Origin of the sequence: Lacrimispora amygdalina (genome assembly GCF_900205965.1) — a bacterium.
GTDB classification, from domain to species: domain Bacteria; phylum Bacillota; class Clostridia; order Lachnospirales; family Lachnospiraceae; genus Lacrimispora; species Lacrimispora amygdalina_A.
In genome coordinates this window covers 83,630-108,325 of the sequence record NZ_OAOF01000008.1, presented here as the reverse complement: position 1 = coordinate 108,325, position 24,696 = coordinate 83,630, and the positions used below count along the sequence as shown (strand labels likewise).

Genomic DNA, 24,696 nt, shown 5'->3' with positions numbered 1-24,696 from the left:
CCCTCTATGAAACAGCCTGGTCTGGGACCTTCGGCTCATCTGTTTCCTCTACGTCAAGAATCGCATTCAGCAGTTTCACCGCGTAAGGATGACTTGCCTCGCTGATGGATTCCGTCTCTTTTATTTCCACCACTCTTCCCTTGTAAAGAAACAGTACATGGCTGCATAGATAGGTGACTGAGGTTAAGTCGTGGGTGATGAAAATGTAGGTCAGCCCTTTTTCCTTTTGTATCTGCTTTAACAGATCCATGATCTGAACCTGCGTGTGAGCATCTAAGGAGCTGATGGCTTCGTCAAACAAAATCACTTCCGGATTTACAGCCAGTGCCCTGGCAATGCAGACACGCTGGAGCTGACCTCCGCTGAGTTCATGGGGAAGCCGCTGCAGATAACTTTCATCAAGTCCCACCAGTTTTAAAAGCTGACTGGTCTCTTTCCTGCGGTCCAACGCTTTTTTCTCCCGTTTTTCTCTTGCCATCAGCCCTTCACCGATCAGGCTTTTTACTGTGAATCTGGGATTTGCCGAAGTGGTGTAATCCTGAAACACGACGCTGATCACCGCCTTTTTGGCTCCCTCAAAGCGGACATTTCCTTTATCAGGCTTTAAAAGTCCGCATAAAACTCTACCCAGAGTACTTTTTCCGCTCCCGCTCTCACCCAGAATCCCCAGGCACTGCCCTTTTCTCACCTCAAAGGATATATCAAAAAGTACCTGCTGCCGTTCCCTGCCAAACAGGGTTGTCTGATTCTCTTTTTTAAAGCTGACGTCAATATGTTCTGCTTTTATCATTGGCTTATCACTCCTTTCCTTCCCAGGGCTCTGTGATACTGATCCATAACCGCTTTCTTTTTTTCTACCAGAAGCCGGGTATAAGGGTCCTTCGGCTGCTCATAAATCTGCCGGAAGGTCCCCTTATCTGCCATTTTCCCCCTGTTCAGCACAAGAACCTCATCTGAGACTGCAGAGATCACTCCAAGATCGTGACTGATAAAGATCATGGCTGTATCAGACTCTTTTTTAATCCGGATAAACTCTTTCATGATTTCAAACTGGGTAATGGCATCAATGGCGGTAGTCGGCTCGTCAGCGATTAAGAGATCAGGCTCCATGGACATGGCAAGGCCGATCATAATCCGCTGAAGCATGCCGCCGCTCAGCTGATGGGGATATTTTTTAACAGCCTCTTCCGGATTTTTTATCTGCATAGCGGTAAGAACTGTCAGCGATTTTTCGTATATTTCCTTCTTAGTCAGCTCCGTATGCTCTCTGTAGGTTTCTGACAGCTGGTCTTCAATCCGGTATAAGGGATCAAAGCAGGTCATGGGATTTTGCAGAATCATGGCAACCCTTTTCCCTCTGATCCGGCGAAGCTGTTCCTTTGTCTTACCAATTAAATTCTCTCCCTGAAAAAGTGCTTCTCCTGTTACTGAAAAGTCAGCCCCTAAAAGCCCCATAACCGCTTTTAGGCTCATACTCTTTCCGCTGCCGCTCTCTCCGAGAATCCCCAGGCACTGTCCCGGAAACACTTTAAAATCAATGCCCTCAATAATGGGTTGTATCCGATTCTTCCTGCGAAGCTCCACCATCAGGTTTTTTACTTCTAATACAGGTTCCATTAAACTTCCACCTCCTTCGGATCCAGGGCATCCCGCAGGGCATCTCCCAGTAAGTTAAAAGCAGCCACTACAATAACAATGGCAAGACCAGGTGCGATCATCTGGACCGGATTGGTTGTCATAACATTCTTTGCTTCGTTAAGCATTGCTCCCCATTCCGGCGTAGGTGCCTGAACGCCAAGCCCCAAAAAAGAAAGAGTGGAGATATTTAAAATGGCCCAGCCGATATCCAGGGTCGCCAGAACCGCCATTTCCGATGCAATGCTGGGAAGCAGATGGCGAAAGAGAATAAACGGTTCCCCGCTTCCGACACATCTGGAAAACAGAACGAAATTTTTATCCCTGTATTTCATAACATTGGTCCGGATCATTCTGGCGTACCATGCCCATTTAATCAGCACATTGGCAATTATTACATTGCGCACATCCACTCCTAAAAGAGCCACTACGGCAAATACCATGATCTGACTGGGAAATGACATCATCACATCCACCGCTCTCATGATAATTTCTTCCACCGGTCCTCTGAAATATCCGGCTGAAAGTCCCAGGATACAGCCAAGCCCGATTGTCCCTGTCATGGTCAGAAGAGATAAAAACAGAGTAGGCCGGATACCATATATCATTCTGGAGAGAATGCAACGCCCAAGCTGATCGGTTCCTAACGGATATTTAAGACTGAAGCCTGCAAATTTATTTAAAATATCATTTGCATAAGGATCATTGGGAGACAGAAGTGGAGCAAATACACCGGCTAAAGCTATGGCAGCAAGAAATCCCATCATGATCACTGCCATTTTATTTTTAAGAAAGCGATTCCACATCTTAGGATACCTCCCTTCGAAGTCTTGGATCAGCAATGCTTTGAATGATATCAAACAAAAGGTTAAATACCACAAACAGTGTTCCGATTAAAAGCACATAGGTCTGAATTACCGGATAATCCCGGTTGAATATGGACGCAATGCACAGCTTTCCAAGCCCGGGCCATGCGAAAACATTTTCCACTACAATGGTTCCGGCCATCAGCTGGGGTACGCTCATTCCGATTGCCACAATACAGGTATGAAGGGAGTTCTTTAAAATATGCCTTACCAGAATGGTGCTTTGCTTTAACCCCCTTACATTGGCATACAAAACGTAATCCTCTTTCATATTTTCCAGCATGTTGTTGCGGATCAGCCTTATGTAAGTGGAAATATAGGTAAGCGCTACTGTAAGGGAAGGCAGAATCAAGTGCTTTATGGTACCGCTTCCGCTGGTAGGAAGCAGATCCCACTTAATACTGATGAGCCAGATCAAAAGAAGCCCTACCCAGTACGCCGGCATAGCAGTTGTCATAAATACAATCCCCCGCACGATCCGGTCAAACAGGCTGTCCTTATAGACGGCACAAAAGAAACCGATGGGGAGACTTAAAACGATTACGATCACCAGAGAAGACATGGCAAGTAAAAAGGTTGCCGGAAAACATCTGGAAATCTCTCCCAGAACTGTTCTGGAAGGATTGGTATAGCTTACACCGAAATCCAGCTTCAGACAGTTCCCCACCCAGCGCAGGTACCGGACCAGATAGGGGTCATTTAACCCCAGTTCTTCCCTGACCTGCAAAATGGCATCTTCCGTAATAACCGGTGTCTGGCGGACTCTTAATGCCACCTCTGCCGGGTCGGAAGGAATCATATTTATAAACACAAAGCACAAAAATGAAATCATGAGCAGCAGGGGAATCGCTGACAGGATTCGTTTCACAATATAGAACTTCATAATACAGCCTCCATCTTAGCCTGGACGGTATGAAAAAACATGGGAAACCGGCAGCCTGGCATACAGACAGCCGGTATTTCCCATGTTTTAAATCCCTCCCGGAAATTATTCAAAATACATCTGGGCAAAGGGCACTTCATACTGGGTCTGGGTAAATCCAATGCCTTTTAAATCCGACCTGTAGACTGCCTTATTACACTCATAGGTAAGAGGGATATATACCGCATCCTCGTGAAGCCTGGTCAGAACAAAGCGGTACAGCTCCTGGCGCTTTTCTTCATCTGTAGATACCATAATTTCCGTAATTGCCTTATCGATCTCCGCCTTGTCCGCAAGTCCCTGCTGTGCTGCGTAGTCTCCGTATACCCGCTGTCTCATTCCAGCCAGAGAAGACTGAGGATCATAAGGAAGTCCCCAGCAGATGTTAAACACCATGTCAAAGTTTCCTGCTTTCATGTTGTCACGGTAAGACTGTTCTTCTTCTCCTTTGATCTCCAGACCGATTCCCAGCTTGCCATATTCAGACTGAAGGTACTCTGCGATGGTCTTTTCCGTAACACTGTCGCTGTTGTATAAAAGAGTCAGTTTCAGAGGCATTCCGTCTTTTTCCCTCACATTCTGACTTCCCATAACCCAGCCGCTCTCTTCCAGCATCTTAGATGCCTTATCCTGGCTGAACTCGTAGGGAGTTAATTCAATATTGCAGTAAGGAACTGTCTTGGAATACAGCGTATCAGCAGGTTTCTCCAGCCCGTAAAAGATACCGTCTGAGATTGCCTGGCGGTTAGTGGCATGCTGAATCGCCTGACGCACAGTCTTATCCTTTAAAATATCATTGGTGGTGTTAATTACAATCTGTCTGGTAGATGTAGCATCAGACAAGGCTACGGAGAACTTGTCGCTTTCCTTATATTTAGTCACTGCCTCAGCATCAATCATATTCTTTCCGTAGATTAAATCAACCTCGCCCTTTTCCAGCGCCAGAATACGGGTCTGGTTATCTGGAATGACCTTAACGGTGATCTTTTTCACCTTGGGTTTCTCACCCCAATAGTTTTCGTTTGCCTCGAACACAGCGTATTCGTCTGTAACAGATTCCTTCAGTACATAAGGACCGGTCCCGATATAAGCTTCCACGCCCTCTTTTGTACTTCCGTTTTTCATGGCCTTAGGGGAGATCATTGCAAATGGTCTTGTAACTCCCAGTTCTGTCAGCATGGGATAATAAGGCTTTGAAAGCTCAATTACAAAGGTTTCTGCATCAGGAGCGGATACTCCCACCAGCAGATTCATCATTTCCAGCCATGTATGACGTTCCTTGTTTTCAATAATTGCATCAAAATTTGCCTTGATTGCATTGGCATCACACACCTCTCCGTCAGAGAAGGTAACGCCCTTTCTGATTTTGAATGTATAGGTCTTCCCATCTTCGCTTACGCTCCAGCTTTCTGCCAGGCAGGGGGCGTATCCGTCAGCGGTTATGTTGACCAGAGTCTCATAAAGCATTTCCTGGGCATACATCTCACCGGCATACAGATGTGGATTTAAATCCCTGATATCACGGAAGTTTACAAACACCAGCTCATCCTTTGGTGTCCCTTCAGAATTTTCCGTTCCTGCTGCTTCTGTCTTTGCCTGGTCTTTGGCTGTCGCAGCAGCTTCCTGACCGGTCTGCTTTTGGCACCCTGATAAAAGGGCTGCACTGATCGCACCTGCAAGGCAGGTATATAATAATCTTTTTTTCATAATTGCTCCTCCTGATTTGCTATGATGTTAACTATATCATAGTTAGTCATGACTTACTAATACGAATCAGGAAGAGCCGGCTATAACAAACCGTTATAGGCAGCCAGCGCCTTTTTTAATTCTTCTATGTAAAACCGGGCTTCAAAAGACAAATCCTTTTTCTTCTGTTTTACATACCCCAGAGTCAGAAATTTCTCACAATCCCTTACCTTCAATGCCCTTATTCCCTGTCCTTCGTATTCTCCGGACACAAAATCAATGCCCAGGCAGCAGACATCCGTATGCTTTAACATACTGGTAATCATATAGTCACTGTTGGTGCAGACTACATTATTTAAGTTCTCCATCTGGATTGCACCAACACTGATCCGTTCAATATGATGCTCCATTGCAAAAAAATCCTTGGTTCCCTCAATAAATTTTAAGTGGGAAAGCTCTTTGAGCACTACCGATTCCCTGTCATACCACGGATGATGGCTCCCCAGATAAACACAGATGGGCAGCTCCGCCAGAGGGAAAAATTCCAGCTTTTTATGCCAGATAATATGCTTAAAACACTGCAGCTGGGTATGTGCGAGATAAACAATGCCAATCTCCGATATGTGCTCAGACACATCATCCGTAATTTCTTCCACTGTCCCTTCCCTGAATCCGAACGTAATGTTCTGATCCTTATGAGCCACATAGATATCCGCGGTCAGCTTTGTAAGAATACTGCTCTGATACCCTGAAACAGAAAAATAGTTACCTGTTTTTTTCTGAACAAGAGACCGGATCATATTGGAATTTTTAAGTATGGTAAGGGCGTGACCGTAGAGCATCTTTCCATGCTCCGTCATGCGCATCCCTCTGCTGTTACGCTCAAACAGTACTACTCCTAAGTCTTTTTCCAAATTTGCTATGACCTTGCTGACATTGGGCTGAGACGTATAAAGCTGCTCAGCCGCTTTGTTTAAGCTGCCATGGTCCGCAGTCGCCACAAAGTATTCCAGTTGTTTTATCTCCATTGTTTCCTCCAATGTTTAATAATTCTGCCGTTTTTTAACCAAAAAAGCCGTACTGTCATGCGGTAACAGGTACGGCTTTTTTGTAGGAGTCATGATCCCTCACGGGTCAAATGAAGGATACATTCAGAGGGTTAGTCTGATGTTAGAATATTCACACGTAGTTAGCAATAACTAACTGTCATTATAATAACATAAGATATCTAAAAAAACAAGCCCTATGTTTGAAAAGAATTCTCAATTAAACAGGCAGCATCCATTGCAGAACATTCTTAATATAATGATCCCAGAAATCCCAGTTATGACCGCCCGTTCCTTCTTCATATAATACATGGGCTCCCTTGTCTTCCATAATCTTCTTTACTTCTCTGTTCATCTCATAAAGGAAATCTTCTGTTCCGCATGCCTGATATAGCTGTGGCACGACACCATTTTTCACACAGCAGTCATACAGCTGCATCAGATCAGCGCTGCTTCCTGACAGATTATCGGGATTTTCAAAAATATTATCCCACGGAAATGGTCCGTCAATCGTCCCGTTTTTAATTCCTTCAAAGGTCTTAACAATGTCCAGCGCACCGGACATACTGGCTGCCTTTGCATACTGTTCCGGTTTTGAAAGTCCTAAAAACCAGGCTCCGTAGCCTCCCATGGAAAGTCCTGCCACAAAGGTATCCTCCCGTCTTTTTGAAACAGGGAAAATGCTTTTAATAAATGCAGGCAGTTCTTCTGTAAAAAAGGTGTAGTAACGGTTTCCACGATACATATCCTGATAAAAACTGTTTTCCGCAGACGCCATGACAACCACGCAGCAATGTTTCTGAGCATAACGCTCAATATTGGAAAAACGCATCCAGGAGCTGTAATCTCCAAACGCTCCATGAAGCAGATATAAGACTGGCAGTCCCTTCTCATAAGGAAATGCTTTCTTTGCCGAATCACTGGTAATCTGCTCATTTCCCTCCGGTGTTGGTACAAATACATTCACATCCACGGTATGTCCTAATGTATAACTATAATAATGACAATTCATACTGGCCATGGTTAAAACCTCCTCTTTCTTTGCCGGAAGCGGTCTGCTTCCTCTTTTATTTCATTATAGGCATCTTCTCGTTTTAGAACTAGACAAAAATTGCACTGTTTTTATATATCTTATACCTATATTGCCATTTTAAATCCAATTTTTTAGCAATTTCGGGCATGTTTTATATTAAAACAGTGCAAGATATGTATAGTTTTGGCTTACAATCTGCAATTTTAGTCTAGTTTTTTTATGCCGTTTTCTTTATGATAGTAACGCTAACCGATTTAACATTCAAGTAAAGGAGAATACACCCTATGAAGCTATGCACAAACGTAATTGAAGTAAAGAAGATAGATCAATATTTTAGCATTGCCACCAATTCAGTTGAAATCCGGGTACTATTCCTTACAGATTCCATTCTTCGGATCCGCGCCGGATTTGACGGAGACTTTGCCGAAGAATCTTACAGTCTCGTTATGACCGCATGGGAAGACCGCATGGATGAGCTGATGAAAGATCAGCGCAAAAAGATTATTCCTGCGTCAGCGGAACTAATTCAGTCAGAGCACCAGGCTGTGATTCAGGGAAGCAGTTTAAAGGTTGTTATTGAAAAGGACCCCTTCCGCATCTGTGTTTATGATAAGGAAGGTACCTGCCTCCATTCCGATATTGTGGACCTTGGTTATCAGGAGGACAGCAATCACCGAAGAATCCATACCAGTGAAATCTCACCAGAGGATTGTTTCTATGGATTTGGAGAAAAGAGCGGTCAATGGAATAAAGCACAGAAATTCTTATCCATGAGCCCCAAAGATGCGATGGGTTATAATCCCAAAGAAACTGATTCTCTTTATAAGCACATACCGTTTTATGTGAAATTGAACCGCAGCTCAAAAAAAGCCGTGGGTTACTTCTATCACAACACGTATGAATGTGATTTTGATATGGGAAGAGAAAAAAGCAATTACTGGAAACCCCACAGCCGGTACCGTACAGACGGCGGTGACATCGACTTATTTTTAATTGCCGGTCCTTCCATACGGGAAGTTGTTTCCCGTTATACGGATCTCACCGGTAAGTCTGCCATGCTTCCCCGTTATGCACTGGGCTACCTGGGTTCCTCCATGTATTACCCGGAACTGGAAGCAGACTGCGACGATGCAATTGCAGAATTTATTGATACAACAAAAGAAGAAGATATTCCGGTTGACGGATTCCAGCTTTCCTCCGGTTATACCTCACAGGAAACCGATCAGGGCGTAAAACGCTGTGTGTTTACCTGGAACGAAAAACGCTTTAAAAATCCCAAAGATTTCTTTGAACAAATGAGGAAAAGAGGTATTACCGTATCTCCAAATGTAAAACCGGGGATTCTTTTATCTCATCCGGATCTTGACAAGATGAAGGCCAAAGGTATCTTTGTAAAAGACAGCCAGAGCGATGAGCCCGGTATCGGAACCTGGTGGGGCGGAAAAGGTGTTTTTGCTGATTTTACAAAACCTGTAACCCGCACTGTCTGGAAGGACCTGTTAAAGAAAAACGTTCTGGAAATGGGAACCTGTTCTGTCTGGAATGACAACTGTGAATATGACAGCATGGTGGACAAGGACTGCCGCTGTGATTTCGAAGGAAAAGGCGGCACCATCGGACAGTTAAAATCTGTCATGTCCAACATAATGTGCCACATCACCGACGAGGCCATTCATGAAACCTTTGACAACACCAGACCTTTTATTGTATGCCGGTCCGGCCACAGCGGCATTCAGCGCTATGCCCAGACCTGGGCGGGGGATAATTTAACCTGCTGGGATTCACTGAAATATAACATTGCAACCATTCTTGGCATGAGCTTAAGCGGTGTGGCAAACCAGGGCTGTGACATCGGCGGATTTTATGGAACTTCTCCGGAAGCAGAGCTGATGGTGCGCTGGATACAGAACGGAATTTTCCAGCCACGCTTCTCCGTTCACTCCGTTAATACAGATAATACGGTTACGGAACCCTGGATGTACGGGAACTGCACCGGCTATATCCGGGATGCCATTAAATTCCGTTACAGACTGATTCCTTATCTGTATTCTCTTATGGAACGTGCCCATGAGACAGGGCTCCCCATTATGGAACCTATGTGCAGCGCATTCCAGCACGATAACCGCTGTTATGAAGAGGGTGTGGATTTTATGATCGGAGACTCACTTCTGGTAGCAAATGTGGTGGAAAAAGGTGCTGTTACAAGAGAAGTCTATTTACCTGCCAAAGAGACCTTCTATGATTTCTATACAAGAGAGCAATTCCAGGGCGGACAGACCGTAAAGCTTCCGGTCACACTGGCAAGCATACCTCTTTTTATCAGGGAAGGCGCCATCATTCCTATGGCTGCTAACCAGATGAATAACTTATCCACAGAAACCGTCACCGGTATTCACCTGCTTTTAGCTGCTGGTAAAAGCAATACCTTTACACTCTATGAAGATGACGGTACTACCCTGAATTATCAAAATGGGGATTATTTAAAAACAGTCATTGAGATGACCGCAGGAGAACAGACAACGGTAGAATTTAAGCAGGAAGGCAGCTATCAGACTGCAGTGGAAACCATTTACCTGGATGTAATTCACAGAGAAAAAGCACCATTCTGGATCACTTTAGACGGAACAGAACTGCCGCATTTCCTTTACCGCAAAAAATTTGAAGCAGCAGAATGCGGTTGGTATTACAGCCAGACGTTAAAATCTGTTCAGATTAAATATAAAAATCCGAAAAAAGACTGCAAGCTCGTAATCTCATTCCAGCAGTTCGATATGATCGGTATGTAAATATAAAGGAGTTCGTACAAAATGAAAAAACTATTGTTACTCTTTACAGCCTGTGCTGTCTCTGCCGCAATGCTGGCAGGATGCGGCAAATCCGGCGTAAAAAACAGCGCTGAAGCGACCCCTGAAAATCCCATGGTGCTGACTTTGGCTCATAACTTAAGCGAGACACATATTACCTCAATCGCATTGCAGGATTTTGCCGATCTGGTAGAAGAAGAAAGCAACGGAAGAATTAAAATACAGATTTATCCCGGCGGACAGTTAGGTTCTGAAACGGAAGTTTTAGAGCAGCTCATGGCCGGTGTAGTAGGTATGACCAGAGTATCCGCTCCCGGACTTGCCACTTACAATGAAGGCTACCATACCTTTGGTCTTCCTTATATTTTTAAAGATACCCAGAACTATTACGATGTAATGGATTCAGATGCCATGGGTGGTTTCTTCCGCTCCAGTGAGAAAGACGGATTTGTTACTCTGACTTACTATACCTCCGGATCCCGTTCGTTCTACACCATTAATAAACCAATCCGGAAGCCCGAAGACTTAAAAGGCTTAAAAATCCGTGTCCAGGATATGAAATCCCAGACCGATATGATCAAAGCACTGGGCGGAACCCCGGTTGCTATGGCTATGGGAGATGTGTTCACCTCCTTACAGACTGGCATCATCGATGGAACAGAGAATAACGAAACTGCCCTGACTACAGGAAAACACGGAGAAATCTGCAAATATTACTCTGTTGACCAGCACTCAATGATTCCCGACGTTTTGGTAATCAGTTCCGTGATCTGGAAACAGCTTACACCAGAGGATCAGAATATTTTAATCAATGCTGCGAAGAAATCAACGGAATCACATAAGGCTGCATGGGAGGCCGGCATTGAAAAAGCAGTTGCCGAAGCCAAAGATACAATGGGCGTTACCTTTGTTGAAGATGTGGATAAAGATGCCTTCCGCGCTGCAACCAAGGAAATGATTCAAAGCTATTCTGAAAAATATCCAAAGGTACAGGATGTTTTAAACATCATCAATTCCGTCGACTAACATGGAGGACAAAAATGGAACACTTACTGACTAATATTAAAAGCGTAATCAATTACCTGCTCTCCAGAATCGCAGCTGTCCTTTTAACAGTTATGAGCTTTCTGGTAATCTATCAGGTATTTACACGTTATGTACTGAATAACCCCAGTGATTTCACGGAAGAAATCGTGCGCTACCTGCTGATTTGGACCGGGTTTGTGGGAGCAGCATATGCGTTCAGTACCAGACAGCATATGGCATTGTTATTTATAAGGGACAAATTAAATCCGGTAAGCAGAAAATCCCTGATGATTTTCACCGATTTACTGGTGCTGGCATTTGCCCTGTTTGTTATGACCATTGGCGGAGCAAAACTGGCAATCAGCGCGAGAATGGAGTATTCTGCACTTCTAGGTATATCCAGAAGTCTTGTTTACAGCATGGCTCCCATATCCGGCGTTTTCATTATCATTGTGCAGATTATCAACATCTGGGAAGACGCAACCGGTATTACTATTAAAGCAAAGGGGGAAGTTTAATCCATGAATATTATTATTTCAACCATCGTGCTATTTGCGGTTTTCGGGGTGCTTCTGTTCTTAGGCTGCCCCATCTCCATCAGCATCCTGGTATCCTCCGTTGCTACCGCACTTGCAAACCTCTCCTGGGATCAGGTTGTTTTCATTGTAATGCAGAAGATGAACAGCGGTGTGGAAAGCTTCTCACTTCTTGCGGTACCCCTGTTTATTCTGGCCGGCAACATCATGAACAACGGTGGAATTGCAAGAAGGCTGATTAATTTTGCTAAGATTATCTCCGGACGGATTCCCGGATCTCTGGCCCAGACCAATGTTCTTGGAAATATGCTGTTCGGCGCACTCTCCGGTTCTGCCGTAGCTGCCGCAGCTGCAATTGGAGGCACTCTGAATCCAATGGAGGAAGAGGAAGGTTATGATCCGGCATTTTCTACCTGCGTGAATATCGCCTCCGCTCCTACCGGACTTCTGATTCCGCCTACCAGCGCATTTATTGTTTACTCTACCATTGCAGGAGGCGTCTCCATCTCCGCTCTGTTTATGGCAGGTTATATACCGGGACTTCTTATGGGACTTTCAACCATGCTGATTGCTTATTTTTATGCAAAGAAACATAATTACCCTGTATCTCCCAAAGTAAGCTTTAACCAGGCAGTTAAAACCACGATGGAAGCAATTCCAAGCCTTCTTCTCATTGTTATTGTAATTGGAGGTATCGTAGGAGGCGTATTTACCGCAACAGAAGGTGCAGGAATTGCAGTTTTATACTGCCTTATCCTATCCTTAGTTTACCGCAGCATCACATTCCAGGATTTTCTGGACATCCTTTTAAAGAGCGCATGTACCAGCGGAATCATACTGTTTCTGATCTCCGCCTCCTCAGCAATGTCATGGGTCATGGCATATTCCGGAATACCTGCAGCGATCAGCAATGCGATCATGTCCGTATCAGACAACAAATATGTCGTATTTCTGCTTATGAACATAGTACTTCTAGTAATCGGAACATTTATGGATATTACTCCGGCATGTCTGATTTTTACACCTATTTTCCTTCCAATCGCCACGAGCTTTGGAATGGATCCCGTACATTTTGGTGTTATGCTTGTATTTAATATGTGTCTTGGTACCATGACACCTCCTGTTGGATCTGTACTGTTCATTTCCTGCGGAATCAGCAAGGTTTCCATTGAACAGGTTGTAAAGCAGCTTTTACCTTACTTATTTGCACTGGTCGCACTGTTACTGGCAGTTACCTATATTCCGGCTCTGTCTCTGGCGCTGCCAAAACTTCTTGGATTAATTAAATAACACAGCATTAAAAACCGTCCCTGTCATACAGTTACAGGGGCGGTTTTTGTAGTAGTAATTCCTTTTAATCCCGTATTGATATCGTGTCATGAAAACGTTATAATGAATCCAGCCGGTGTAACCATACTTAAGAGCAATCCTTACGAGGGGGTAATTACTTGATCGACATAGCAAGTTTTATGATGGCAGGAGGGCGTATGATAGCCAGTGAACGCATACAGGGCGTGAACGACAATATGGCCAAATCCCATTATCATGAATATTACGAATTATATTATCTGGAATATGGGAAGCGCTACCATATGGTAGATGACAATATCTATTCCTTAAACTCAGGGGAATTCATCATCTTCCCACCGTATTCCATGCACCATTCTTACGGAGATAATGATGTTCCATTTAAACGGCTTCTCGTTTATTTTACACCGGAAACAGTTATGGTTCCGGAGGTTCTGCACATATTCAGCCAGTCAGCCGGGGTATACCGGTTTGATACCAAAACCAGCCAGTCTGTCCATTTCCTTCTGAAAGAGATCCTTAAAGAGCAGGAAGAAGCAGAAGGGTATCATTTTGATGCCATGAAGATGTTACTGAATCAGATTTTAATTAAAACTGCCAGAAGAGCGGATGAAACAGCGGCCCCGGAAAACCAGAGCCGCATTACAGAAATCCTTCACTACCTTCATAACCACTATTCGGAAAATATTACTCTTGAGGATCTGGCCTCCCGCTTTTACATCAGCCCTTATTATCTATGCCGGGAGTTTAAGCGCTATACTAACAGCACGATTATCCAATATATCAATAACATACGCATTATTCATGCCCAGCGGCTTTTTATGGAAACAAACCGCACGATCACTGATATCAGCAAAGAGGTGGGGTTTTCTAATGTAACTCATTTTAACCGCGTATTTAAGTCTATTATAGGCATGTCACCCTCCAAAAGCCGCAAACAGCACGCCGGTCAGAAAGAACAGGGATAATACATTTAATTAAAATTACCGCACCTCTTCCCAGAATCTTACGGCGTCTGCCAGCCAGCCATCAAGCTCCGTGCCGTTTCCCAGACCAAAGCTGTGACCGCCGTGCTCCATAAACCTTACCCTGTTCATAACCTGAAACTGCTTCAGCCGTTCCTGCATGACGCAGCTGGCTTCTATATTAACCACAGGATCATCCTTACTGTGAACCAGATAGCAAGGGGGATAATCCTGATCCATATGGTATTCCACGCTGTACTCTGCCAGATCTTCTTTTGTAAAATGCTCTCCTCCGATCCGTTCTAAATACTTCACGGCAGCCGCCCGCTCAGAATCTGAAGCACGCTCCATATCCTTTAAAAACTGAACCGTTGAGATGCTTGGATAGCCCAGAAATAATGCGGCCGGCTTATTTAAGCCATAGGCTTCATATCCTTTCTCTTTCGTACCCCAGACAGCCGACAGATGGCCGCCTGCCGAAAATCCCGCCATCGCATATCCTTCCATACGAATCTGAAGCTCATTCTTATGGTCAGCCAGGAACCTTAAGGCAGCTGCGATATCATTCAGGGGTTTTGGAAGAAGCTTTTTCTGCCCGGTTCTGTATATTAAGATAAATGCCGGATATCCCATCCGGTTTAACTGTTCCGCAATGGGATACCCCTCAACCAGGACCCATTCTCTCGCATACCCTCCTCCAGGACACACGAGCACAAAGGGCTTATCGGGATCCCCTGGCATATGAATCAGTTTTACCTGCTCCTTGTCCGGTTCAGCTTCCCATTCCTCTTTGGGATAAACATCATAGATTACCTGGCTTTTTACTTCCATCACTTCATAAATCCGTTTAATTGCCGGCAAAAGTCCACAGCGTTCGTTTCCATAATCACCAATTTTCCGATTCCACACATCCTCTGTCATGTTTGTGAAAAAATATTTAGAAAACGGTTCAAGCTCAATCTTTGTACAAAGCTCTCCAATGGTCGTATCAACAGTAACTGACTCAGACATGATACCAACTCCTTTCTTATGCTTCTTGATCTAAAACAATATTTTGAATCCATACCCCTTTTTTTACCAGAACAAAACCGATAATGCATTTAATAATCTCAACCATCTGGCACATAAAATACAGCGGGACAATGGGAATCTGCGTATACCGGCTAAGCAGATACGCGGCCGGAATACTTGCCACCCACATGAACACACTATCAAAGAAAAACGTTACAACCGTCTTACCTCCGGAACGCAGTGTAAAATAAGAGACATTCATAAATGCGTTCATCGGCATGAGAAGAGCCAGAATCCGGATTAACTGAACCGCTAAGTTCTTCACCTCATCGGTTGTATTGTAAATCATAGGGAAAAGAGGTGCCACAATTGCCAGTATTGTACCCATAACAGCACAGGAGGCAACGGAAAATGCGATCAGTTTCGTATCCGTATCTCTGGCTTCCTCCATCTTCCCCGCACCTAATAGCTGGCCTACAATAATGGAAACAGAAACTCCAAGAGCTATATAGACTACATTAAACACATTGCCAATGGTGTTGGAAATATTTAATCCAGCCACAGCAGTCAGTCCCCTGACGGAATAACATTGCATTAACACTGCCATTCCACTGGCCCACAAAGCTTCGTTTACAATCAAAGGCGTACCCTTCACAAAGATTTTACCGATCAGGCTCATTGGTATATGCATGCTCTTATATGCACCCTCGATAAATGGAAAACGTTTCTTATGCTTATGAGTCCAGACTATTACAACTACAGTCTCAATATACCTTGCCGCAACAGTGGCAATGCCTGCCCCCATTACGCCAAAAGCCGGTACTCCGAATTTACCAAAGATAAGAATATAGTTAAGGACCACATTAACCAGTACTGCAGCAATTCCAGCCTTCATGGGAATCACCGTTTCCCCGCATTCACGAAGAGTGCTGGTATACGCCTGCTCTAGGGCAAAGGGCAAAAGCCCCAGCATCATAACAAGCATATATCTGCGCCCATTGCTCATGGCAACCGAAAGATCTCCGCCCTTATCTTCTCCATGGAGGTAGAGGTAAATCAAATTTTCTCCGTAAAAATAAAATATAAGTGCAGCCACAGCTGACAGAAGAAGGCAAAATAAAAATTTGAACCGGAATGTATGCCTTACTCCGTCATGCTTACCACTGCCATAAAACTGAGCGCCAAAGATTCCCGCACCGGAAACGATACCAAAGATACTGACATTAAAGACAAATATCAGCTGATTTACAATTGCAACCCCTGACATCTGACCGGTCCCCACCATTCCCACCATAATATTGTCAAGCAGACTTACAAAGTTAGTAATTCCGTTCTGTATCATAATGGGAATTGCAATGATCAGCACCTTTTTATAAAATGCCTTATTTCCTATTAATTTGTTCATCCTTCTTTCCAGTAAAAGCGTACTTTTTCTGTTTACCTCCGTTTTTGCCAGATTTCATTCCTGCTCTTGAGAAAAGCAAGTTTACTCGATTATAATAAATATAACCTGCAAAGGCAATCAAAACTTCTCCATAGTTTCTACAAACCAGAATACTACCATTAACAGAGAACCAATTACAGGAGGATAATCCGATGAAACTTGGACAGCGAATAAAAAAAGCATTTCAGAATTACCTGGCTGATATGGCTAAAACAAACAGGGAAACCTTTGGAAATCAGACGATGGACTGCTGCAATCTTAACCGCAGACCGGATAACCAGAGAAAAAACGGCCAAAGATGAGAAAAACCAGAAGCCGGGGGGAGTATGCCTTCCCCCGGCTTCTGGTTCCTTCCTGTTTTATTGCTTTTCTTTCGCCTTTGCAAACAAACTCTGTAGAATAATAAAGAACGCAAGCAGTGCTGCAATCGTAATCTTGGTCCACCAGGAAGACAGTGTTCCCTGAAATGTAATAAAGGTTTCAATGGTTCCCTTAATCAGAACACCGAACAGACTGCCGAACACATTGCCGACGCCTCCTGTCAGTAAGGTTCCGCCGATTACAGCAGAAGCAATTGCTTCCATCTCAAATCCTTTGGCCTGTTCTACAAATCCCGCGCAGGTATTCAATGCGAATAAGAAGCCTCCCAGCGAGCATAAAAAACCGTTAATCACGTAAACAAGCAGCTTGGTCCGTCTGACATTCAGTCCCATCATGAGTGCTGACTGTTCATTTCCTCCTACCGCATAAATCGTTCTTCCAAACTTGGTGAACTTTAAAAGAATAAATATACCGATCAGAGTCACCAGTGCGATGATTACACTGGGGTAAATAAACGGATAATTTATCACGCCTTTCTTGTTTACCGCTCCCCCTAAAAAGGTCAGGTTGATTTTACTCTTTGCCCATTTTAAAAACATTTCATTTTTGATGCTGATCATTTCCTGGCTGATAATGGCTGTCATACCTCTTGCAAAGAACATTCCGGCAAGTGTGACAATAAAAGGCTGAAGCTTTAAATAAGCAATAAAGAAACCCTGAACCAGACCAAATACAATGCCCATAATAAGAACAATCAAAAGCGCCGTAACCGCCCCTATTCCCTTATTTTCCATCATCCACGCAAGCATCATGCAGGTCATCGCAACCACGGACCCCACCGAAATATCAATTCCTCCGGTTATCATGACCATAGTCATGCCGGCTGCAATGACGATCAGACCGGCATTGGAGATAAACAGATTTAAAAATACCTGTGGTTTGGCAAACCCTTTGCTGTTAAATATAATCAGACCGGCTGCATACATCACCAAAAAGAGAAGGATGGTGATGATCAGTAAAAATACTTTTCCATCAAGCTTTTCCCTTTTTTTCATTTATGCCACCTTCTTTCCTGATTTAACATTTATCTGAAGTTTATTGATCATACGTTTTAATTCCGTTGACTGCAACGCTACAATCACGACAACGACAATGGCTTTATAAACCGGAATCTGATCCGGAGAAACGCCCATGGCATAAAGGGTCGTGCTCAGTGCCTGAATGGTATATGCTCCAATTACACTACCTAAAAGTGAAAATTTTCCTCCTGCCAGACTGTTGCCGCCCAAAGCGACAGCTAAAATGGCATCCAGCTCCAGATTCAGTCCGATGTTGTTGGCATCAGCAGAATAGATTCTGGAAGAAGCCACCAGACCGGAGATACCGGCACAAAGACCGCAGAAAACGTAGGACAGGAAAATAATCATGGAAGATTTAATTCCCATAAGCTTAGAAGCTTTGGGATTAATTCCCACTGTCTGAATGTAGAGCCCCAGAGAAGTTTTCCTAAGCAGAACGTAAGTGAGAAGCACAACGATCAGAGCTACAAACACCGGAGTGGGTATTGGGATTCCAGGAATGCTGGCTCCCAGCATCTTATAGGATTCCACGCGGATATAGGTGATCTGTCCCTTGGTAATCAGCTGTGCAATTCCCCTGCCAGCCGTAAATAATATCAGGGTCGCCACCATGGGCTGAATCTTAAGCCTTGCCACAAGAAAGCCATTAAAACAGCCGCAGAGGATTCCTGCAAGAATTGCCGCCAAGACACCCAGAATATAGGGATTGGCGAATTCATTCACCGTCTGCTGTCCGCCCGAAAGAATAAAGCAGCACACTGCGCCTGCCACAGACATAACGGCCCCTACCGAGATATCTGTACCTGCGGAGGCAGCAACCACCAATGTCATTCCAACCGATAAAATCACCAGATCACTGGCTCTGTTAATTACATCAATGATATATCCATAAAGAACGCCGTTTTTAATTGTGACCTCAAAGAAACCTGGAGTTTTAATCAAATTGGATATCAGAACAAGCACCAGACAGAAGATGGGAAGAAATAAGCGGTATCCTGTCAGTCTTTTTATAAATGCCTTTCCCTTATTCATTGGTACCACCTCCTCCTGCAATTGCCTTCATGATATGGTTTTGGTCAAGCTCATCCTCCTTTAGTTCAGAAACCTTCTCCCTGTCTCTTAAAACCGCCATCCGGCTGCAGGTTCGGATCATCTCCTCAATTTCCGAAGAAATAAACATAACGGTAACGCCTTCTTTTGCCAGCTGGACCACCAGTTTTTGAATCTCAGTTTTGGTTCCAACGTCAATTCCTCTTGTAGGCTCATCAAGAATCAGAAAATCAGGATCAGTCAGAAGCCATCTGCCCAGAATTACCTTCTGCTGGTTTCCTCCGCTTAAGCTTTTTATTGGAGTGTCCAGACTTGCGGTCTTGATTTGCAGCAATTCCACATACTTGTTCGCAAGTTCCTCCTGTTCTTTGCTTCCAATGGGATGGAACATGCCTCTCTTTGCCTGCAAAGCCAGAATTAAATTCTCCCTGACCGATAAATCGGCGACAATTCCTTCCTCTTTCCGGTTCTCAGGAAGATATGCCATACCTGCCATCATGGCGTCGATGGGCGTTCGGATGACCACCGTTTTGCCGTTCACCTTCAGCTGACCGCTGTCCGGTTTATCTGCTCCGTAAAGACTTCTTGCCAGTTCGGAACGGCCGGATCCCAAAAGGCCGGTAAGTCCGATCACTTCTCCCTTACGGATCTGCAGGTCGTATGGTTTTATGGTTCCATGCCTGCCGATTCCCCTGGCATCAATCACTGCCTCACTGTTTTTCTGAACTCGGTTCCCTTCTTTTTTAATAGCTGCCAGATCATCAAAATCCTTCCCCATCATCTTTGCTACCAGTTGAACTCTGGGAAGCGTCTCCGTTTCATACTCTCCTACCAGACCTCCGTTTCTGAGAACTGTAATCTTATCGCACACTTCATAAACCTGCTCCAGAAAATGGGTTACAAAAATAATACCGACCCCTTCTGCTTTCAGACGCCTCATCAGACCGAATAACTTCACAACCTCGTTGTCATCAAGCGAAGATGTAGGTTCATCAAGAATCAGAACCTTTGCCGACATATCCACGGCTCTTGCTATGGCAATCATCTGCTGCAGGGCAATGGAGTAATTCTCCAGCGCTTTTGTCACATCAATATTCATATCAAGTCTGGATAAAAGCTCTGCCGCCTTCCGGTTCATGGTTTTCCAGTCAATCAGTCCGGCTCGCTTTGGTTCCCTTCCGATGAACAGATTTTCCGCAACCGATAAATTGGGGCAGAGATTTACCTCCTGATATACTGTGCTGATCCCATGCTCCTGGGCTTCCTGGGGGGAGTGGTTGATAATTGACCTGCTTCCTCCCTCAATTCGTATCTCACCAGATTCAAATTCCTCCACCCCTGTCAAAACCTTTATGAGGGTAGATTTTCCTGCTCCGTTTTCTCCCATGAGAGCATGGATCTCCCCGCTTCGTAAGGTAAAATCCACATGGTCTAAGGCACGCACCCCGGGAAATGTTTTTGATATGTTTTTCATGCTAAGTACTATCTCATTGGGCATAAGATCTCCTCCTTTTTTTCTCCACTATTTTGCTTTTCACTGCACGTTCGGAGATTAAAAAAGGTGCCTGGAGGAGGACTGTCCCCGTCCTCCTTTCCCTGCACCTGTTTCTCTGGCTATCATTCTGCTTTCAGCGCCTTAGTCCCAACCAATTAATACTGTCTCTTTGGTTTTTCAGCCTCGGCTGTATCTGCCGGAAATACGCCTTCCTTTACATATGCAATCTTATCAACTTTTTCGCCCTTCTCCAGTTTCTGAATGATCTCAGCGACACGAGGACCGTGAAGAGGATTACACTCTACAGATACGTTCATATCTCCAGCAATCATGGAGTCAAATGCTGCAGCAACTGCATCAAAGGAAATGATGATGATATCGCCCTTTGGCCCGCAGGTCTTTCCTGCAGCCTTAATGGCATCAATGGCACCAAATGCCATATTGTCGTTCTCAGCTATTACAACATCAATATCGTCATAAGTCTTTAAGAAGGATTCCATAACCTCCTGACCTTTTGCCTGAGTAAATTCTCCGGTCTGACGCTCTAACATCTTCCACTTCGGATGGTCTTTCATCTTCTCTTCCACACCGTTGGTACGTCCGATCTGTGCAGAAGAACCGATGGTACCCTGAAGAGTAACAATATTGATGTCATCATCTGCTCTGTTATTCTTCTTTAAATACTCATCCAGCCATGCAACCGCATCATAACCTTCCTGAAGGAAATTGGAACCAACCCATGCGGTATATAAGGAATCATCCGATACATTGATCATACGGTCAACGATGATTACCGGAATGCCTGCATCCTTCGCTTCCTGTAAAACGGTATCCCAACCGGTCTCCGTAACCGGTGCAATTACGATATAGTCAACATCCTGCTGTATAAAGTTGCGGACTGCCTTTAACTGATTTTCCTGTTTCTGCTGGGCATCGTCAAAAATCAGTTTATAACCGTTTGCTTCGGTAAACGTTGATTTCATGGACTCGGTATTAGCCGTTCTCCAGTCAGATTCTGCACCAACCTGAGAGAATCCAACTACGATCTCTTTTTTCTCCGCAGGCGCTGCAGCCGTTGTGGCTTCTTCCGTTTTTGCTGCTGTTGTCTCTGCTGCTGTCTCCGCTTTTGTTTCAGCCGGAGCTGCTGTAGTCGCAGCTGTCTGTGATCCGCTGCAACCGGATAATACCATAGCTGTCGTCATAACCGCAGCTGTCAGAACGCTTAAAACTCTTTTCTTCATATCCGTTCCCTCCAATAAGAATCGTTTAAAGTAACTACATGTATCATAGACCCAGCCCTCCGATTTCTCAATGCAATATCTTTTGCAAAGGGTTAAGTTTTTTACGTCATTTTTGTATTTTCCAAAATTTAGTTGATTTTTTTCGGATAAAAGTTGATTTTTTTATTTATTTTCCCGCTGCACTGCCGGAATTCTCACCGTAACAGCCGTTCCTGCTCCGTACATGCTTTCAACCGTAAGCCCGTAAGCATTACCAAAATTCAACCGTATCCTCTCTGCCACATTAGCAATTCCAAAGCCTTCCCCTTCATGAGCATCTTCTTTGCTTCCTCCGGCAATCTGATGCTCCATCTTCTTTACCTCTTCCGGTCTCATACCGATGCCGTTGTCCTCCACCCGTAAAAGAATATCTCCATTTTTCTGTCTTCCGCTGATTCGTAAAAATCCCTTTTTTCTGCAATTTTTTATTCCATGATAGAGTGCGTTTTCCACAATTGGCTGCAAAGTAAGCTTTAATATGGAATAATCCCCGATCTGCTCCTCAAAATCAATTTCATAATCCATAATATCCTCATAACGGAAATGCTGAATTAAAAGATAGCTTTTTATATGTTCTGCTTCCTCTTTTATGGTGATAAAATCCCTTCCATTGTTCAAACCAATTCTTAAGAAAGAAGACAGTGCGGTAATCATCTCTACAACCTGCTGATGCTGTTTTCCCTCAGCCAGCCAGACAATGGTATCTAAGGTATTATAAAGAAAATGAGGATTGATCTGAGCCTGAAGCAGCTTCAGCTCCGTCTTTCTCTTTAACTCCTGCTCTTCTTTAATATGCCGGATCAGTTCCCCGATCCGGACTACCATCTGGTCATACTGTTCCCCCAGCACCTTAATCTCACGTATGTTGCTCTTTGGTGCGCTGACCTCTAAATTCCCGTCCGCCAGCTTCATGGTATATTCACACAAGGCCTCAATCGGTTTCGTTATTCTTTTCCCGAAAGAGGAGAAAGAGGCAATTAAAAATACAATCAGATACGAAGCAATCACAATACAAAGAGCAATCACCTGCCTTGTCTGGGAGTCCAGTTTCTGACGCACCGATTCCAGCGTCTTTGTCTCATTATAGATATAATCAGACATGGACTCCTGGATTAAATCGGTAATCGCATAAATATCCTGGTCAAGGCGTTCCATATTCCTGTCATAGTCCCCGATAATATTGCTTGATTCAATATCCCTGATCCGCTTTTCCAGCATGCCAATCAGAACAACAATTCCATCCAGCCCTTTTTTACTGGTTTCCTGAGGTGTGGAATCTTTCAGTTCAAGAAAAATCTTTCTGGAATTCTCCAGATCCTCATAGGGGTTTAAGGACTCAAAGGTATCGGCTCCGATGACGATCCGGTACATCTTATAATCAATATTGGATTTAAAATCAAAATTAAATTCCGTTGCCATGGTTAAGTTCTGTATGCTTTGGCGATACTGCTTATTCTGCCATTCCATGGTATACAGCAAGATCCCAATCATAATAATGACTGGGATGAAAACGATTGCCTGCATGGTTTTTATTTTTGTTTTTATCGAATCACTTTTGTACTTCATTTTCTCCCCCTGAACGATATGCCTTCGGCGTGATTCCATGAATCTTCTTAAACAGATAGCTGAAATAATGGGGATCCTTATACCCTACCTGATAACCGATCTCCGAAGTCCTCAAATCCGTATTCATAAGCAGTTCCCTGGCGGAATCCATGCGTACCTTTGTCAGATACTCCACAAATGTGATTTCCATCTCCTGGCTGAATATGGTGCTGAAATGATTTGGACTGATATTCACCGCCGATGCCACCGCATTTAAGGAAATATCTTCATCCTGATAATGGGCCGCTATATAATCCACCGCTTTTTCCAGTACCAGACGGTACTTTTTCTGGGAACAGGTAGTCCGAAAACCGATCGCCTTCGCGAGAATCTCCCTGGTATACCTGACTGCAGATTCCATGGAGTTCACACAGGGCTGCAGTGTCTTGGCATCCCCAAACTCCTTTAGAACCTGCTCCGGTTCAAAACCCAGCTGAGATACAAACCCAATGACAGCCAGATACACATCCATCAGTATGTACTGTCTGAATATCAGGGAGTTGATATTATTACCGCAGGCCTCCATATATTCCTCAACAAAGTACTTCACCTCAGGAAGCGATCCGTTCTTTAAAAAGTTAGGTATAATATCACGGCTAAGCTTTGTAATATCTATTCCCTCTAAGCTGATGCTTTCCGTATCATTATGAATCCGTACAGCCGCTTCTGCAGTTAAAATCTGGTTGCGGTCCAGCATATAGCGGCAGGCATACGCCCTGCTAGCCGCCTTAAATGAGGTGCGAATCTCACTGAGTCTGCAGACGCTCGTTCCGGTACCTCCAAAATATTCCATCTCAGGAAAGGATTCTGCCAGCCGTATCAGCAGCTTCGAATAATATGTCATCTTCCGCTCCATGTCAGATGCTTCCCCCATAATCAAAAAGCCATACCCCTCTGACAGACGGTTAAATCCGATGATATCCGCTCTTCCCTCCAGTTCTTCCTTCAGTCTTTTATCAAAAAGCACACTTTCATCCGAATACAGCTCCTGGCTCTCCGCTCCCTTTGCCTGAAACAAAATAAGATTGTACATAGGGGCAGATAACGACAGATTATGCTCCTGTCCCTTTCTTAGCAGCTCAGGAAGATTCAGTTTTCCCGACACAATAATATCAAACAGCCGGTCCCGCTCCATCTGCTTTCTTTCTTCCTGCTGCTTTAAAAATTCCTGCTTATAGCCCTTTTCGCTCTTCTCCTGCATAATGGTTTCGCTCATGCGCTCCAGCGCTTCCAGAAGCTGGCTGCTGCTCACCGGCTTTAACAGATAATCCGCAGCTCCGATCTTAATGGCCCTCTTGGCGTATTCAAAATCATCGTATCCGCTGAAAAACATGATATGTATATCCGGCAAAGCCCGTTTTGCCATCTCTGCCAGTTCCAGTCCATCCATAAAAGGCATACGGATATCCGTAAGTAATATGTCCGGTTTTGACTTTAATATCATCGGATAGGCCAGTTCCCCATCCGGTGCCTCCCCCGCAAATTCAAACCCATATTTTTCCCAGGCAATGCCATTCTTAATTCCTTCACGGACGATCTTCTCATCCTCTGCAAGAAATATCTTAACCATGTCTGATCCCCCCT

Annotated in this window: 21 protein-coding genes; 6 read left to right on the top strand and 15 right to left on the bottom strand. The window is 44.3% G+C overall.

Annotated features, from left to right (window positions below; translation table 11 throughout):
* Positions 1 to 4: 4 nt before the first annotated feature.
* The 7 genes from CRO04_RS12685 to CRO04_RS12655 form a co-directional block, all read right to left on the bottom strand.
* On the bottom strand, positions 5 to 790 hold the full coding sequence (locus tag CRO04_RS12685; protein ID WP_097004620.1) for an ABC transporter ATP-binding protein: 786 nt from the start codon (positions 788 to 790) through the stop codon (positions 5 to 7).
* Complete coding sequence (locus CRO04_RS12680) at positions 787 to 1,617, bottom strand: ABC transporter ATP-binding protein (RefSeq protein WP_097004619.1); 831 nt, start codon at positions 1,615 to 1,617, stop codon at positions 787 to 789. The genes CRO04_RS12685 and CRO04_RS12680 overlap by 4 nt, the downstream gene beginning before the upstream one ends.
* Complete coding sequence (gene opp1C / locus CRO04_RS12675; protein WP_097004618.1) at positions 1,617 to 2,441, bottom strand: nickel/cobalt ABC transporter permease; 825 nt, start codon at positions 2,439 to 2,441, stop codon at positions 1,617 to 1,619. Before opp1C ends, CRO04_RS12680 begins: the two co-directional genes overlap by 1 nt.
* 1 nt (position 2,442) lies before the next feature.
* The gene (opp1B, locus tag CRO04_RS12670) at positions 2,443 to 3,384 is read right to left on the bottom strand and encodes a nickel/cobalt ABC transporter permease (protein ID WP_097004617.1); all 942 of its coding nucleotides are present in this window, start codon (positions 3,382 to 3,384) and stop codon (positions 2,443 to 2,445) included.
* Between the two features lie 105 nt (positions 3,385 to 3,489).
* A complete protein-coding gene (gene nikA, locus CRO04_RS12665) occupies positions 3,490 to 5,130 on the bottom strand; it encodes a nickel ABC transporter substrate-binding protein (RefSeq protein WP_097004616.1) in 1,641 nt (546 codons plus the stop codon).
* Between the two features lie 80 nt (positions 5,131 to 5,210).
* Entirely contained in the window at positions 5,211 to 6,137 is a 927-nt protein-coding gene (locus tag CRO04_RS12660; RefSeq protein WP_097004615.1) for a LysR family transcriptional regulator, read from the bottom strand.
* 238 nt (positions 6,138 to 6,375) lie between these two features.
* Complete coding sequence (locus CRO04_RS12655; protein ID WP_097004614.1) at positions 6,376 to 7,176, bottom strand: alpha/beta hydrolase; 801 nt, start codon at positions 7,174 to 7,176, stop codon at positions 6,376 to 6,378.
* 296 nt (positions 7,177 to 7,472) lie between these two features.
* Between CRO04_RS12655 and CRO04_RS12650 the strand changes: the two genes are divergently transcribed.
* From CRO04_RS12650 to CRO04_RS12630, 5 genes are all read left to right on the top strand, one after another.
* On the top strand, positions 7,473 to 9,974 hold the full coding sequence (locus tag CRO04_RS12650; RefSeq protein WP_097004613.1) for a TIM-barrel domain-containing protein: 2,502 nt from the start codon (positions 7,473 to 7,475) through the stop codon (positions 9,972 to 9,974).
* A 21-nt stretch (positions 9,975 to 9,995) separates the two neighbouring features.
* Positions 9,996 to 11,018 carry a TRAP transporter substrate-binding protein gene (locus CRO04_RS12645; RefSeq protein WP_097004612.1) on the top strand — a complete coding sequence of 341 codons (1,023 nt, stop codon included), beginning with the start codon at positions 9,996 to 9,998 and terminating at the stop codon, positions 11,016 to 11,018.
* 14 nt (positions 11,019 to 11,032) lie between these two features.
* A complete protein-coding gene (locus CRO04_RS12640; protein WP_097004611.1) occupies positions 11,033 to 11,536 on the top strand; it encodes a TRAP transporter small permease in 504 nt (167 codons plus the stop codon).
* A 3-nt stretch (positions 11,537 to 11,539) separates the two neighbouring features.
* Positions 11,540 to 12,844, top strand: a complete 1,305-nt coding sequence (locus CRO04_RS12635) for a TRAP transporter large permease (RefSeq protein ID WP_097004610.1) — start codon at positions 11,540 to 11,542, stop codon at positions 12,842 to 12,844.
* Positions 12,845 to 13,002: 158 nt separating this feature from the next.
* Complete coding sequence (locus CRO04_RS12630; RefSeq protein ID WP_097004609.1) at positions 13,003 to 13,830, top strand: helix-turn-helix transcriptional regulator; 828 nt, start codon at positions 13,003 to 13,005, stop codon at positions 13,828 to 13,830.
* 15 nt (positions 13,831 to 13,845) lie between these two features.
* On the opposite strand, the gene CRO04_RS12625 is transcribed toward CRO04_RS12630, so the two are convergent.
* Complete coding sequence (locus CRO04_RS12625) at positions 13,846 to 14,838, bottom strand: alpha/beta hydrolase (protein ID WP_097004608.1); 993 nt, start codon at positions 14,836 to 14,838, stop codon at positions 13,846 to 13,848.
* A 16-nt stretch (positions 14,839 to 14,854) separates the two neighbouring features.
* The gene (locus CRO04_RS12620) at positions 14,855 to 16,243 is read right to left on the bottom strand and encodes an MATE family efflux transporter (protein WP_097004607.1); all 1,389 of its coding nucleotides are present in this window, start codon (positions 16,241 to 16,243) and stop codon (positions 14,855 to 14,857) included.
* 191 nt (positions 16,244 to 16,434) lie between these two features.
* On the opposite strand from CRO04_RS12620, the gene CRO04_RS26265 reads away from it, so the two are divergent.
* Positions 16,435 to 16,584: an LDCC motif putative metal-binding protein gene (locus tag CRO04_RS26265; protein WP_166432551.1), complete on the top strand. Its 150-nt coding sequence runs from the start codon at positions 16,435 to 16,437 to the stop codon at positions 16,582 to 16,584.
* 57 nt (positions 16,585 to 16,641) lie between these two features.
* Here the strand turns inward: CRO04_RS26265 and CRO04_RS12615 are convergent, their stop codons facing one another.
* The 6 genes from CRO04_RS12615 to CRO04_RS12590 all read right to left on the bottom strand — a co-directional run bounded on the left by CRO04_RS12615 (position 16,642) and on the right by CRO04_RS12590 (position 24,682).
* Entirely contained in the window at positions 16,642 to 17,658 is a 1,017-nt protein-coding gene (locus tag CRO04_RS12615) for an ABC transporter permease subunit (protein ID WP_097004606.1), read from the bottom strand.
* Positions 17,659 to 18,714 carry an ABC transporter permease gene (locus CRO04_RS12610; protein WP_097004605.1) on the bottom strand — a complete coding sequence of 352 codons (1,056 nt, stop codon included), beginning with the start codon at positions 18,712 to 18,714 and terminating at the stop codon, positions 17,659 to 17,661.
* Positions 18,707 to 20,230 (bottom strand): sugar ABC transporter ATP-binding protein, encoded by a 1,524-nt coding sequence (locus CRO04_RS12605; protein ID WP_097004604.1) that lies wholly within the window; start codon positions 20,228 to 20,230, stop codon positions 18,707 to 18,709. The genes CRO04_RS12610 and CRO04_RS12605 overlap by 8 nt, the downstream gene beginning before the upstream one ends.
* Before the next feature lie 152 nt (positions 20,231 to 20,382).
* Positions 20,383 to 21,468 (bottom strand): ABC transporter substrate-binding protein, encoded by a 1,086-nt coding sequence (locus CRO04_RS12600; protein ID WP_097004603.1) that lies wholly within the window; start codon positions 21,466 to 21,468, stop codon positions 20,383 to 20,385.
* A 162-nt stretch (positions 21,469 to 21,630) separates the two neighbouring features.
* Entirely contained in the window at positions 21,631 to 23,073 is a 1,443-nt protein-coding gene (locus tag CRO04_RS12595; protein WP_166432550.1) for a sensor histidine kinase, read from the bottom strand.
* Positions 23,057 to 24,682 carry a response regulator transcription factor gene (locus tag CRO04_RS12590; RefSeq protein WP_097004601.1) on the bottom strand — a complete coding sequence of 542 codons (1,626 nt, stop codon included), beginning with the start codon at positions 24,680 to 24,682 and terminating at the stop codon, positions 23,057 to 23,059. The genes CRO04_RS12595 and CRO04_RS12590 overlap by 17 nt, the downstream gene beginning before the upstream one ends.
* Positions 24,683 to 24,696: the final 14 nt, after the last annotated feature.

Bases quoted from the DNA above. Each gene is read 5' to 3' on its own strand.
- CRO04_RS12620 (WP_097004607.1), bottom strand. From the start codon at position 16,243: ATGAACAAATTAATAGGAAATAAGGCATTTTATAAAAAGGTGCTGATC.
- CRO04_RS12625 (WP_097004608.1), bottom strand. From the start codon at position 14,838: ATGTCTGAGTCAGTTACTGTTGATACGACCATTGGAGAGCTTTGTACA.
- CRO04_RS12640 (WP_097004611.1), top strand. From the start codon at position 11,033: ATGGAACACTTACTGACTAATATTAAAAGCGTAATCAATTACCTGCTC.
- CRO04_RS12650 (WP_097004613.1), top strand. From the start codon at position 7,473: ATGAAGCTATGCACAAACGTAATTGAAGTAAAGAAGATAGATCAATAT.
- CRO04_RS12635 (WP_097004610.1), top strand. From the start codon at position 11,540: ATGAATATTATTATTTCAACCATCGTGCTATTTGCGGTTTTCGGGGTG.
- opp1C (WP_097004618.1), bottom strand. From the start codon at position 2,441: ATGTGGAATCGCTTTCTTAAAAATAAAATGGCAGTGATCATGATGGGA.
- CRO04_RS26265 (WP_166432551.1), top strand. From the start codon at position 16,435: ATGAAACTTGGACAGCGAATAAAAAAAGCATTTCAGAATTACCTGGCT.
- CRO04_RS12590 (WP_097004601.1), bottom strand. From the start codon at position 24,682: ATGGTTAAGATATTTCTTGCAGAGGATGAGAAGATCGTCCGTGAAGGA.
- CRO04_RS12595 (WP_166432550.1), bottom strand. From the start codon at position 23,073: ATGAAGTACAAAAGTGATTCGATAAAAACAAAAATAAAAACCATGCAG.
- CRO04_RS12600 (WP_097004603.1), bottom strand. From the start codon at position 21,468: ATGAAGAAAAGAGTTTTAAGCGTTCTGACAGCTGCGGTTATGACGACA.
- CRO04_RS12660 (WP_097004615.1), bottom strand. From the start codon at position 6,137: ATGGAGATAAAACAACTGGAATACTTTGTGGCGACTGCGGACCATGGC.
- CRO04_RS12615 (WP_097004606.1), bottom strand. From the start codon at position 17,658: ATGAAAAAAAGGGAAAAGCTTGATGGAAAAGTATTTTTACTGATCATC.
- nikA (WP_097004616.1), bottom strand. From the start codon at position 5,130: ATGAAAAAAAGATTATTATATACCTGCCTTGCAGGTGCGATCAGTGCA.
- CRO04_RS12655 (WP_097004614.1), bottom strand. From the start codon at position 7,176: ATGGCCAGTATGAATTGTCATTATTATAGTTATACATTAGGACATACC.
- opp1B (WP_097004617.1), bottom strand. From the start codon at position 3,384: ATGAAGTTCTATATTGTGAAACGAATCCTGTCAGCGATTCCCCTGCTG.
- CRO04_RS12645 (WP_097004612.1), top strand. From the start codon at position 9,996: ATGAAAAAACTATTGTTACTCTTTACAGCCTGTGCTGTCTCTGCCGCA.
- CRO04_RS12605 (WP_097004604.1), bottom strand. From the start codon at position 20,230: ATGCCCAATGAGATAGTACTTAGCATGAAAAACATATCAAAAACATTT.
- CRO04_RS12610 (WP_097004605.1), bottom strand. From the start codon at position 18,714: ATGAATAAGGGAAAGGCATTTATAAAAAGACTGACAGGATACCGCTTA.
- CRO04_RS12685 (WP_097004620.1), bottom strand. From the start codon at position 790: ATGATAAAAGCAGAACATATTGACGTCAGCTTTAAAAAAGAGAATCAG.
- CRO04_RS12680 (WP_097004619.1), bottom strand. From the start codon at position 1,617: ATGGAACCTGTATTAGAAGTAAAAAACCTGATGGTGGAGCTTCGCAGG.